The 12,734-nt window shown below is 44.7% G+C and carries 8 protein-coding genes; 3 read left to right on the plus strand and 5 right to left on the minus strand.

Annotated features, from left to right (window positions below):
• The first annotated feature begins 49 nt into the window (after positions 1-49).
• The gene (locus tag NYE58_RS05805; protein ID WP_036680394.1) at positions 50-1,822 is read left to right on the plus strand and encodes a hypothetical protein; all 1,773 of its coding nucleotides are present in this window, start codon (positions 50-52) and stop codon (positions 1,820-1,822) included.
• Between the two features lie 70 nt (positions 1,823-1,892).
• Complete coding sequence (locus tag NYE58_RS05810; RefSeq protein ID WP_036680396.1) at positions 1,893-5,468, plus strand: hypothetical protein; 3,576 nt, start codon at positions 1,893-1,895, stop codon at positions 5,466-5,468.
• Between the two features lie 45 nt (positions 5,469-5,513).
• Here NYE58_RS05810 and NYE58_RS05815 read toward each other — a convergent pair whose 3' ends face one another.
• The 5 genes from NYE58_RS05815 to NYE58_RS05835 all read right to left on the minus strand — a co-directional run bounded on the left by NYE58_RS05815 (position 5,514) and on the right by NYE58_RS05835 (position 11,428).
• The gene (locus NYE58_RS05815) at positions 5,514-7,202 is read right to left on the minus strand and encodes a glycoside hydrolase family 13 protein (RefSeq protein WP_036680398.1); all 1,689 of its coding nucleotides are present in this window, start codon (positions 7,200-7,202) and stop codon (positions 5,514-5,516) included.
• Between the two features lie 37 nt (positions 7,203-7,239).
• Positions 7,240-8,061, minus strand: coding sequence for a carbohydrate ABC transporter permease (locus tag NYE58_RS05820; RefSeq protein ID WP_170914277.1), 822 nt, complete (start codon positions 8,059-8,061; stop codon positions 7,240-7,242).
• Complete coding sequence (locus tag NYE58_RS05825) at positions 8,058-8,924, minus strand: carbohydrate ABC transporter permease (RefSeq protein ID WP_036680400.1); 867 nt, start codon at positions 8,922-8,924, stop codon at positions 8,058-8,060. The genes NYE58_RS05820 and NYE58_RS05825 overlap by 4 nt, the downstream gene beginning before the upstream one ends.
• 82 nt (positions 8,925-9,006) lie before the next feature.
• Complete coding sequence (locus tag NYE58_RS05830) at positions 9,007-10,266, minus strand: ABC transporter substrate-binding protein (protein ID WP_036680401.1); 1,260 nt, start codon at positions 10,264-10,266, stop codon at positions 9,007-9,009.
• 157 nt (positions 10,267-10,423) lie between these two features.
• Entirely contained in the window at positions 10,424-11,428 is a 1,005-nt protein-coding gene (locus NYE58_RS05835; RefSeq protein ID WP_036680403.1) for a LacI family DNA-binding transcriptional regulator, read from the minus strand.
• A 346-nt stretch (positions 11,429-11,774) separates the two neighbouring features.
• Between NYE58_RS05835 and NYE58_RS05840 the strand changes: the two genes are divergently transcribed.
• Positions 11,775-12,728, plus strand: a complete 954-nt coding sequence (locus NYE58_RS05840) for an AraC family transcriptional regulator (protein WP_052096809.1) — start codon at positions 11,775-11,777, stop codon at positions 12,726-12,728.
• Positions 12,729-12,734 lie beyond the last annotated feature (6 nt).

The following is a 12,734-nucleotide window of genomic DNA, read 5'->3' on the forward strand; positions in this document are numbered from 1 at the left end:
TTCCGGGGGATATTTTCAAATTATCCTCTGTAAAGGAAGGGCAAGACATATGATGAATTCATCAATCCAACAAGTCTATAAAGATGTTATAGAGAAGCAGTGGAAGGATTTCGACAAGCAGTGGCTTGCACTTAAGACTAGGAGAGGCCCAGCCTACAATTATCATACTAATGTGCGCGACGCAGAGGTTCATTTGATTCGTGAATCGTTTTATTTTTCCTTATCTTTACTAGACCGCCAAGATGAGGGCGATGCCGAACTTGCGGCGCAAATGATCGGCTGTCTGCTCGACTTCCAGGAACTAGATAGAGAACACCCTTATTACGGAATTTGGCCTTATTATATGGAAGAATCAGTCGCCGATATGGCCTCTCCTGATCGCAATTGGGCTGACTTCTGTGGGAAAGCGCTCATTCAGGCCTATGTGGATCATGGCGATAAGTTGCCGGCTGAGCTACAGGGTCGAATTAAGAATTCACTGGAGGCAGCTGCTGAATTAATTAAAGAGCGCAATGTATTACCTTCGTATACGAATATTTGTATCATGGGGACTTACGTAGCACTGCTTGCAGGGGAATTGCTCGACAACAAGGACTTGTTCACTTACGGACGGAGTAAATTGAAGCTTCTGCATGAATATTGCACACTGCATGGTGCATTTACGGAGTACAATAGTCCGACTTATACCATTGTAGCGATTGAAGATTTGTCACTTATGCTCAGACATATACGGGACACAGCCAGTTTAGAGATGATCCGTGAGCTGCATGACATGGCGTGGGCTTCCATCGCTGAACATTATCATAGCACTACTGGACAATGGGCAGGACCCCATAGCCGATCATACGAAACGCTGCAAGGAAAGGGATTATTGTCATTCTTACAGCTTGCAGGGCAGGGACGTCTCCATTTCTTGGATGAGGATGAGCTGGAGATCAGCGCGCTTTGGGTGCGTGTCGGGTTAAATATGCCGGAACAGTATGTGTCTTATTTTAAGGAATCACGCGCTGCTTCATACTCGGAAAAGGTGATAGTTAAAGGAGCTATTCCGGTAGTTGCATCTTCTTACCTGACGCCTGAATTAGCGCTTGGTTCTTTCAACCATTGTGATCTGTGGAATCAGCGCAGACCACTGACCGCGTACTGGGGAGAGAGAGGGCATGCTTCCAGCCTGCGTTTCCGCTGTCTTCATGACCAATATGATTTTAGTTCTGGATTGCTACACACGGTTCAGCATCGTGGTATGCTGCTTGGCATCGCTCATTTCTGTGCGGATCATGGTGACAAACATTTTGTCTTGGACCCTATTCATGGAGTGGTTAAAGCTACTTCCTTACTCTTTCGATTTGAATTCGGTGGAGAACGAAGTCAGCTGGTGATGCCGGAGCAGATAGAAGCGGGCAAACCGCTGTTAATCCGTTCTCCATATGTAACGATAGGGCTTGTGTTTGAAGATTACCGTTTTGGAGCTTATATACCGCAGCTTCGCGTGATCGAAGAAGAAACAACAACCTCTCTGGAAATCATCCTATATGAAGGAGCAATTAAGGAGTTGAAGTTAACTGAACTAAAGGAAGCACATCTTGCGTTCGGATTAGTGGTTGAAAATGCGAATGGTTCAGAGGAAGAAATACTTGCTAAGCTTGCTGGTATAAGTACGGTAAACAAAGAGGGGCAGTTACAGCTTGCTTATGAGGATCCGTGCAAAAAGTTGGAATTACAGGTGCCAACTGGGGTATTGCCATTCCGTCAAACGATGGAGCAGGCTGCTGGAAGGATAGAAATTAAGCTCGAAGCGGGAGCGCCGATATGGTCGGTGTAAAAGGAGGAGCAGCTTCACGCTCGCTCCAACAAAAACATGTAAGTAAATATTAAGGTGTGGGAGGTCAACTATGAAGGATAGATTGAAACGAAACCCAAGCAAACGGTGGTACTCGCTGGTACTCACCATACTGCTTACAATCACTGCCGTTAGTCCGGCAGTGGAAGCTGTCGGGCTAACGACCATGACACAGGACACACCGATCTATTACGATAGGGTAGACAATGTCTATCCTGATTTGGCCAGAAGTGAAGTAATGCTGGACTTTTTTGAACAGAACCTAATTGCCAATCAGCAGCCTGATGGACGTTTTGACAATTATCCGCAAAAAGTATATGTCACAGGAGATACCTTAACCGCAGGAAACGTTACAGATAATTACGGTTTTGAGTCTGGCGCATCTGGCATAGCGGAAGGCTGGAGTATTATTGACGAAGCCGAAGGAGCACCAGAACAGGTAAGTGTCGCTTGGCAACAGGATGTTTCTGCGGCTCTGGAGGGTAAGAGTTACTTTGAAATGACAGCGCATTCATTTGGCAGTGCTGCGCTCGTACAGCATATAAGTAATCCGCTACATGTTTTGGTGGACTACACAAATCCCGCTGATGTAACGCTAAAGCCTGGCAGCCTGATGATTTTCAGCGCTTTTTATAAAGCGGATCAGGTTATGACAACACCACAAGGTCGGGGAATTTATGGCAAAGTGACATTTGTGGATCAGGGTGGTACCCCGATTGGAGACCCTTATGTGTTCAATGCTGCATCCAATGCTGCATCCAATGCGGTAGACTGGCAAGAGATTCGCGGGCTTGTGACGGTTCCTCCACAGCAGCCTGCTGGCATTATTGTGCAAGTAGGCTTGGATGAGAGTAAAGGAACCGTAATGTGGGATGGTGTCCGTCTGATGCGTGTGAACACATCGGTTGGAAGCGATCAGATTCCATATGCAACGAAAGGAACAGCAGCAGTTCCGAACGCCGGATTTGAATCGTCTGCTTCATGGATGCCGGTGACAGAAAGCGGATCGGTGGATTCCATAACACCGTCGGTCGCTGGAGGTTATAGTGGAAAGGGTGGCTGGATTGTGTCCTCATCCACCTCGGCTGTCGCTCTACTGAGCAATACGCTGTCCGCATCTGGTAACGGGACGCGGCAGTTTGGTGGGGATTATCGCATTTTCAACGTGAAGTACAAAACAGAACCGGGTTTTACCTCTACCGAAGAACATGGCGTAGAAGCTCGTCTTATCTATCTTAATCAAAGGAAGGAGCAAATCGGCAGCCAGAGCTTTTATGGAGATTCGACAGGGGGAGAGTGGATGGAGATCAATGGCGTCTTTGATACTCCATATCCCGTTTATTATGTGCGGATCGAACTGCGGAGCAATCATGCCCAAGGCACGGTAGTTTTTGATAATGTCTCATACATTGGTGTAGATCAACAGGCCAGCAGTACGGAGGCGGGCTTCGGCACGATAGGGCTGCTCGCTTTCAACTGGGTCCGCGGCGGCAAAACAGACGAGATGCTTGCCAAACGTGCTAGAGACGGACTTGATTTTTATTTAAATAGTAGAGTCACTGCAATCGATAATATTGCTAATGCAAGTAAGTTAATGCCCGGTCAGGCTAACAGTGGGGCAGCTTATGTTCCATACAGCGTAAGTGGTGCTACTACAGGTGCAGATTATCCAACGACAGCCTTTGGTCTGCATAACTTGGCTACGGCTATCGAGTATGGAGACGACTTGTTTACGCCACAGCAAATGGAGGACGCCAAGGAGAAAGCTTTGTCAATGTGGAATTGGCTCACTCGGGTAAGCCAATTCAATACACAGCAGTCTATGAACCAATCACTTGTCGCTTTGTTAGGTGGGATTCAGATGGCGAACCTGGTTCAAGATGATGCGTTGAAAAGAGAAATTCGCGATTATTATGCGGCAGGCATCGACGGCACAAATCTCCCGATAGTGTCTGGTGGCATGCGCAAGGCCGCGCGGCAAAATATCGATGGTTATGATATTTTTTACGAAGTTAATGGATTTGACGTGAGTTATGCGGGCGTTTCGTTAAGCGACTTAGCCGGTATTATGCAGGCTCTTCCCGATCAGGATGCTGGTTATGGTGATGTGAAGGAACTGCTATATCAGGATGGCTTGGAAATGGCGAACTATTTCAACATTCGCATGTCTGCGGATGGGTGGATTTTTGCGGGATCACGGCATAACGAGGGCGGCAGCTCAGCTTATAATATGGGGAACTTTTCAGGGCTTTCGTACTGGGGTCATGCACTGCAAGCGGATCTCGGTCGTTTTTTGATCAAATCGTTCGGCTCTCCTGTAATGTCATACGGGGATACAGCCAATTTGGGACATCTAGCGGTACATGGTCCGCTGCAAATGTACGAAACAATCAAGCGATATCCGTGGGATCGTACTCAGCAGCAGAAGCTGGAAGATAGCAGCATGCGCAAAGGAGAGGTATCGATTTATTTTAAAGCCGATTCCAAGCAGCCGCTTAATATTTCTGTATCCGGCACCGATTTCATGGAGAGCCTGCACGATACCGGAAAGGATGATCCCGATAAACCAGGCTTCCCAAAAATCGATCGGGTGAACGGTTGGTATGCAAAAGGGGCTGACGGAAACTGGAAATACGATGATATCAAACAGCTTACAGTGAGTCACGAGCTTCCTTCTTATTATGTACACCAAGATGAAGGTACGACAGCGAATGGAGTTAATTTGACGAAGCAATATTACATCACCGACGGCAAATCGTTATATAATCTTTTAGCGGTCCGGTTCGGATCTGCTCAAAGCTATTTATCACTTGGTGAACTGATCGGCTTGCCATATATGTCTGTACCAAATCGGGTGTATATTCCGGGGGAGAATGAGCTTGATCGGATTCGTATTAATGGTCTTTACGGCACGGACGGTACGCCACTGCTCAATTTAGCTCAGGATAGCGGTTCTGTATCAGCACCTGCTTTTGTGGCGGGGACGGCCAGAATTACCGGATTCCCGATGTTGAAGGCGGAGAATGCACCCGCTGGAGGAGCAGCCAAGCCGACATGGTTATCCACTGCAGATGAGGGGGCGCTAAGCACAGGATTTGTTACTACACCCGGAAAAATTATGGACGATTTGTATTCAAAAGCGTTATGGGATCCAACGAATGTTCGTTCTTCCGCGAACAACGGAAATATCGTTCAGTTCGCCAACAGCGATAAGATTACTGTTCAAGTAACGGACAGTACACTTCCTGTATCCTATAAAGAAGGAGACTGGGTCTACTTCGTTAGTAAAATCGAGCCTAATGCAGAGGCGTCCGGCTTTACAGTCAAATCAGTTGCGAAGTATACAGGACGAACGGACGTACTTCGTGTATTGATGATTGAAGATGAAGGGATGCAACTGGTGTTGTATGACGGGCACTCCCTGTTTATTGATAAAGCGGGGAAAGCAGCTTTAATTGATGGTCATCTCGTTCATGGATCAGGTTTGTCTTTGCTTAGGGGACAACTAGACCGTTCATTAGGAGACGATCCAGAACAATTTCCATATATATTAGATTTGAACGGGGACGGCCAAATTGATGCTGATGATTTGGAATTAATGTCAGTGAATCAACTTCAGACAGAGTAGTATCAAAAAAAGGAAGAAGTCGCGAGGACTTCTTCCTTATTTAAATTATTTAAGCTTATATACACGAGCTTCATAAGGACGAAGCTGAATTGTGTTTAGTTCTTCTTCTGGATTTATTTCGTAGTTGGCAATAAGCAATTCCTTCGCTTGGAATTTCACAGTAGAAGGAAGTTCGAAAGTCGTAGGCTCTCCGAAGAAATTCAATACAACCAGTAGCTGTTCTTCTCCAAGAGTACGTAGATAAGCGTATACCTGCTCATTCTCCTCGGCCAAGATTGTATAGTTTCCGTATACGATAATCTCATGCTGCTTACGCAGTTCAATTAGCTTCTTATAGTAGTGGAAAATAGAATCGGGATCAGCCAGTGCCTTCTCTACGTTGATATCTTTGTAGTTAGGGTTCACAGCCAACCACGGATTGCCGGTAGTGAAGCCTGCCTGCGGTTCCGAGTTCCATTGCATCGGCGTACGGCCATTGTCCCGACCTTTGATGTAAATGGAATTCATGATTTTTTCTTCCGAGTGTCCGGCAGCCAAGTATTCCTTATACATATTTACAATTTCAATATCCTTGTAGTCATCGATGGAAGCAAATTGAACATTTGTCATGCCGATTTCTTCACCTTGATAGATGTAAGGTGTACCTTGGAGCGTGTGAAGCAGTGTTGCTAGCATTTTGCCAGACTCTTTCGGGAACAGCTTATCATCACCAAAGCGGGATAGCATACGTGGCTGATCATGGTTGTTCATATACAAGCTGTTCCAACCCTTACCGTCGAGTGCGACTTGCCACTTGGAAATAATGGACTTAATGTCCGCCAGCTTCCAAGGCTGTACATTCCATTTACCTCCAGGACCGGAATCGACGTCCATGAGCTCGAAATGGAATACCATGTTCAGCTCGTTACGATCCTCGGAAACATACAGTGAAGCTTCTTCTGGAGTGACATTAACGGCTTCACCCACGGTCATGATATCGTACTTGGATAGCACCTCACGGTTCATTTCCTGCATATACTCATGTACGCGTGGACCGTTAACGAAATAGTCTCCACCGAAGTGGTACGTAGGCTGTTCTCCGTTACTTTCCCCAGAAACGCTAGGTAATTCCGGTACTTTGGAGATCAGGTTGATTACGTCCATGCGGAAGCCGTCAATTCCTTTATCCAGCCACCAGGTCATCATATCGTAGATTTCCTTGCGGAGCTTTGGATTGTCCCAATTTAGATCAGGTTGTTTACGGGAGAAGAGATGGAGGTAATATTCCTCCGATTTCTCATCGTATTCCCAAGCTGATCCACTGAAGAAGGAGCCCCAGTCGTTCGGCGGCTGTCCGTCTTTACCCGGACGCCAGATATAATAATCACGATAAGGATTATCCTGCGATTTGCGGGACTCTACGAACCAAGCATGCTCATCTGAGGAATGGTTGACCACAAGGTCCATAATCAGCTTCATGCCACGGCTGTGAAGACCAGCAAGCAGTTCCTCCCAATCGGAGAGCGTTCCGAAATCATCCATAATACTTTGATAATTACTGATATCATAACCGTTATCGTCATTAGGCGACTGGTACACTGGGCACAGCCACACCACGTCGACACCAAGATGATTTAAATAATCGAGTTTCGAGATAATCCCTTGCAGATCACCAATGCCATCCCCGTTACTGTCTTTAAAGCTGCGAGGGTAAATTTGATACACTACGCTTTCTTTCCACCATTTTTTATCCAAGGTTGTAATCTCCTATCTCTATATAGATCTAGCTATTTTATTTAATGGACCCTGATGTAAGTCCGCTGATAATCCATTTTTGTGCGAACAAATAGACGATGAGCATCGGGGTTAATGCGAGCAAATATGAAGCGAAAGCTAAGTTGAAATCTGTACTGAACTGCCCCTGGAATACATATTGTACCAGCGGAAGTGTGTAGGAATCCTGATCGCCGAGCAGAACCAGCGGTAGCATAAAGTCATTCCAAGTGGATAGACAAGACAGGATACCGATCGTTGCACTAACAGGAGCAAGAAGTGGAAAAATAATCTTCCAGAACGTTCCAAAGGTCGATGCGCCGTCTACTGTAGCCGCTTCTTCCAGTTCATACGGAATGGAACGGATATAACCGGTGTAAACAAACACGTTAAAGGCCAGACCATAAACGACGTATAGAATAATAATCCCTACAATGTTGTTCATGTGTAGATCCGTAGTCACTTTGACCACAGGCAGCATGATAATCTGGAAAGGGATAAACATTGCGCTGATAAAATAGAAGTACAGCACTTTGAAAAATCTTCGCTTCATATTACGTGCAATAGCATAGGCTACCATGGAGTTGGTAAGCAATATGAACACGACTGTTGTAACGGTAATCACGGTACTATTTCCTAATGCATTGAAGAAATTCGTTGCTTTAATCGCATTGGAGAAGTTCTCAAAATGCAGGCCAGTTGGCAGCGAGAAGATAGATTGAGCCATTTCCTCGGGATTCTTGAGTGCGATGGCAATGGTCATGTACAGCGGAAACAGGATCAGTAGTGAGCCTAGGGCGATAAGAATCGTTACAGGCCAGTTGGTTGATTTTTTGATCATAAGTCCATCTCCCGTTTCTGCAGAAATTTAAGCTGAAGGGCGGAGATAACGACAATCACGATAAAATAAATCACGGCGTTCGCCGATTGATAGGCAAATTCTCCGCCTTGGAAGCCGCCTGTGTAGATTAAGTGGGCAATGGATTGCGTTGAACGACCTGGACCCCCGCCTGTCAAGGCAACGATTTGGTCGAATACCATTAGACCGCCCTTCATCGCGAGCACCATATTGATGGTGAAGAAGGAAGCAAGCATTGGGAACGTAATGCTCCAGAATTCTCTCCAGCGGCTAGCGCCGTCCAGATTGGAAGCTTCGTAAAGATCATGAGGAATGGTTTGAAGGCCCGCGAGATAGAGAATCGTGTTATAAGCAATCCCCTGCCAAACGGCTACAATGACGATACCGATCCAAGCCCAGTCCGAGTTACCGAGAATGTTCTGTGATAGGAATTCGCTGCCGAGCTTCGCACCCCAAATAGGGAATACATTAGCGAACAAGTAGTTAAAAATAAAACCAACAATCAATACGCTGAGGATATTCGGTAAGAAATACACGCCACGGAAAAAGTTTTTAGCTTTAATTTTGGCGTTAAGTCCAAGCGCAATCAACAAGCTGATAATGTTGATAAGAATAGTGGTTAGAATGGCATATTTAAAAGTGAACACATATGAATTCAACACATTTTCATCTTGAAAAATGTTAATGAAGTTCTTAAATCCTACGTAATCAAAGCTGTCACTAAAGCCGTCCCAGTTCGTGAACGAATAATATATACCCTGGATTGCAGGAAAGGTATGGAAGGCAAAGAAAAGAAGTAATGCCGGTATAGTCATCAGATAAAAGGCGACTCGGCGTTTGGCCATCATGTAATCCTCCTCATTGTAAAAGCGAAAGAGAAGAGGGGAAGCCCCATTCTCTTTCGCGGTTCATGTTTGTCTGATCAGTTTATTTCCGGTTAGCTACTTTATCCCATTCCTTATCAAGCTGTTCTAGGTAAGCTTTAATGTCTTTCTTTTGCAAGAAGGATTGGTTGATGGTATCCACTTTCATTGCACTTGGGATGTAGTGGTCAGCAAAGTCAGCCAAGTTGCCAGCGGTAAACGCTTCTTTAAAGCCATCCATTGTTGGATCATCTTGTGTTACACCTTGTACAGCTGGGAATGCTTTTTGCTCATTGATGTATAGGCTAACATTCTCAGGTTGAAGCAGGAAGTCTACGAATTTCTTTGCTTCTTCTTTATGTTTAGTGTTCTTGGAAATCGTCAGTAATGTATCTACGCCAGAAATGACCTTGTTATCGGCAGCATTATTTGTCGCTGGGAATGGGAATACGCCAAGTTCAATGGATGGATTGGCTTTCACGATTTCTGGGATCGCCCATACGCCTTGCAGGTACATTGCGGATTCACCTTTAGCGAATGCTGTGTTTCCGTCATTGTAGCCTTTACCAAAAATATCTTTTTGTCCGTATTCCGTCAGCTTAAGCAGCTTTTCAGCAACCTCGTTAAAGCTGTCTGAGAAGGTTACAGTACCTGCCGCACGCTCCTTGAAGAAATCATTCCCTTTAATGATCGTGGAAAGGGAGTTGAACGGCGTAAGTGTTGTCCATGAATCCTTCAGTGTCAGGTAAAAAGCATTTTTACCGCTGTCCTTGAACTTTTGAGCGACAGCCATGAACTCATCCCAAGTAGTTGGAACAGTCACACCGGCTTCAGCGAACATCGCTTTATTGTAAATGACACCACTTGCGTTTGAAGAGAATGGAAGACCATTCAGTTCTTCCGAACCTGTCAGGTCTTTCAGCATTTGGAGATATGCTGGCTGGATATTCTCAGCAAGTGGATCGCCTGTGAAATCTTCAAAAAGACCGCTGCCAGATAACGTCTTGTAGGTGTCAGTTGCTCCGATCCCTACCACGTCAGGAATATCTTTTTTCGCTGCACGAGTTTTCAATACCGTTTCAGCATCTGGCGGGTTAACCTGTGTGACAACAATATTTGGATTGGCTTCATTGAATTTCGCAACCAGCTTGTTGAAGGTGGCTTTGGCTTCGGTTTTATTTTGGAAAAACTCGACTTTTACCTTTTCACCGGAGGAGGCATTTCCACCACTATTTGCGCTGTTGTCAGCCGCATTGCTACCACAGGCACTAAGTACGGACATAGCCAGTACGCTAACCACTACGGGTTTGATTGTTTTTTTCATGATTAAATCCTCCTAATAATGTGTTGGTATTATGGTGAATTTGGTAAGAGTAAACGTTTACGTTGATTGCAAAACTTAAATGATATTCATGTTCTTCTAAGCGACGGGTATGCCATAAAAGAGACAGTAAACGTTTACGTAATATTGATAAAAAGACTTAGGTAAGCGATCTTACCGTTTGTCTTTCCACAATTGTGTGATCGACAATCTGGCTGTTCACAGACTCGCCTGTTTCAATCATCTGAATGAGCTTCTCCACGGCGATCTTTCCAATATCGTACAGCGGTTGGCGTACTGTTGTTAAAGGCGGAATAACCATTTTGGCTAATCCAAGATCGTCATATCCCATAATGGAGATATCCTCGGGCACGCTTAGACCATTTTTGATAACGGTGGAGAGGGCACCAATCGCCATTTCATCACTAGCAGCAAAAACGGCAGTCACATCAGGCGCTTGCTCCAAAAGAGTCTCCATAGCTATACTTCCGCTCTCATACAAAAAATCTCCGTAAGCAAGATAGCGGCTGTCAAAAGGAATGCCATTTGCTTCAAGCGCATGCTTGTAACCTTCTGCTCTTGGCGCACCAGCGATAAGATCGCTAGGGTTCCCACTAATCATGGCTATTTTGCGGTGACCTTTTGAAATTAAGTAGAGGATAGCGTCAAAAGCTGCTCGATAATCATCTACTTTCACATAAGGGACCTTGGCGAATTCTGTTTGGGAAGAGACCAGTACAACGGGGATCCTCATGGTTTCTAGCACATCGTAATATTCTTTCTTAAGGACTTCACTAGAAAAAATAATGCCATCAACCTGTTTCTCTCTCAGGAGCTGCAAATACTTCAACGTTCTTTTACCGTCCTGATCGGTATTGCATACCATCACACTGTAGTTCCGGTCATTGGCCAATTCTTCAATACCTTTGAGCAGATCGGAAGAGAAGGCACCAGAAACACTAGGGAACATAACACCAATGGTCTGTGTACGCTTATTGATTAGACCCCGGGCAATCGCATTGGGTTGATAACCAATTTCTTTGATCGCCTCATTTACCTTTTGTTTCGTTTTGTCCGAATACCCACTTAAATTGTTTAGCACGCGAGAGACTGTGGCAATGGAAACGTTCGCTTTCTGTGCAACATCTTTAATCGTTGGGTTCATTCCTATGAGCTCCTTAAACTACGGTTATCCTTGAATTAAACGCTTACGCTGATGAGAGTAAGTTATGAAGGAAGAGAACGTAAACGCTTACCCCGAATATAAATGCTGGTAGGCGCTTTTGTCAACTGTACTTAAAAAATAAAAAAATGATCAAAACTACGCAAGAGCAGTAATCTTTTAATAGGAATGATACCGATGTATATACCAAAAATTTACTTAGAAATATCGGAATTGACAAAAGAATATTGGAGGTCTAACATTTAGAGAGTAAACGCTTACGTAAAATTTTAAAATATGGCATGCAAGCCCTGGTTTTAATGATTTACTCGGATAAGGAGTTGCATTTATGAATATTTATCTCGAGATTCCGGATGTAGATAAGCACTTTCCTTACCGCAGTTTACTCTGCAATGGTGATACGTTGTGTTATCCGCATTGGCATAAAGAAATTGAAATTATCTATGTTACCAAAGGAAGCCTGAATCTGGGAATTAACGATACCCCTATTCACATGGAGCAGGGCGAGGTTCAGTTTATCAATGGTGGGGATGTGCATTATTTTCTCTCTTCACCTGAGAGTGAACGGGTAGTGATTCAATTTGACCTGAATTTGTTCCAAGAAGTAGCCGCTTTGAACGGTAATGACTACTCACTTCGTGAGGTCTTTACGCTTATGGAGTATTCCAGTTCAAGATGGCCCGTGGCAACTGCCGCGAAGGTCAAAGGGCTGATTGAGAGTATTTACGAGGAAGATGTACAGCGAAGAGAAGGGTATGTTTTTCTAATCAAGGCTAGATTGTTTGAACTGCTGACCGTTATTTTACGGGAGGTGCCGAAGAGTCCGATCAAGAAACAGCCTAAGTTCTCGGAAGATACACTGAATCAATCCAGAGAAACACTGGAAAGACTAGAGCGGATTTTTATTTATGTGGAGCAGCATTATCAGGAGGCTATTTCGCTGAATGAGGTAGCTAATTATATGGGTTTTAGTCCTTATTATTTTACCAAATTGTTCAAGAAAAACACGGGCATGACCTTTATCGCGTTCTTAAATGAATACCGGCTTAACAAAGCCAAATGGATCTTGATTAATGAAGATCTGCCGATGTCTGCCGTGGCGGAAGCAGCCGGGTTTGGCAGCGTGAAGACCTTCCATCATTTTTTCAAGGAAGCAACGGGGATATCCCCGCTGAAATACCACAAGACAATATTCGGGAATAATACAGCAAGATTGCAGGAAGAAAGCCCTTCCTCAGCTTTGTATGATAGAGATATCAAAACAGGAATAAGTGGAGGTTAGACCAGA

It is taken from the genome of Paenibacillus sp. FSL L8-0708, assembly GCF_038009325.1.
Taxonomy (GTDB): Bacteria; Bacillota; Bacilli; order Paenibacillales; family Paenibacillaceae; genus Paenibacillus_AQ; species Paenibacillus_AQ odorifer.

What these genes read in the sequence shown, in the direction of transcription:
- NYE58_RS05810 (WP_036680396.1), top strand. Translation starts at nt 1,893, where the DNA reads ATGAAGGATAGATTGAAACGAAACCCAAGCAAACGGTGGTACTCGCTG.
- NYE58_RS05830 (WP_036680401.1), bottom strand. Translation starts at nt 10,266, where the DNA reads ATGAAAAAAACAATCAAACCCGTAGTGGTTAGCGTACTGGCTATGTCC.
- NYE58_RS05835 (WP_036680403.1), bottom strand. Translation starts at nt 11,428, where the DNA reads ATGAACCCAACGATTAAAGATGTTGCACAGAAAGCGAACGTTTCCATT.
- NYE58_RS05805 (WP_036680394.1), top strand. Translation starts at nt 50, where the DNA reads ATGATGAATTCATCAATCCAACAAGTCTATAAAGATGTTATAGAGAAG.
- NYE58_RS05825 (WP_036680400.1), bottom strand. Translation starts at nt 8,924, where the DNA reads ATGGCCAAACGCCGAGTCGCCTTTTATCTGATGACTATACCGGCATTA.
- NYE58_RS05820 (WP_170914277.1), bottom strand. Translation starts at nt 8,061, where the DNA reads ATGATCAAAAAATCAACCAACTGGCCTGTAACGATTCTTATCGCCCTA.
- NYE58_RS05840 (WP_052096809.1), top strand. Translation starts at nt 11,775, where the DNA reads ATGAATATTTATCTCGAGATTCCGGATGTAGATAAGCACTTTCCTTAC.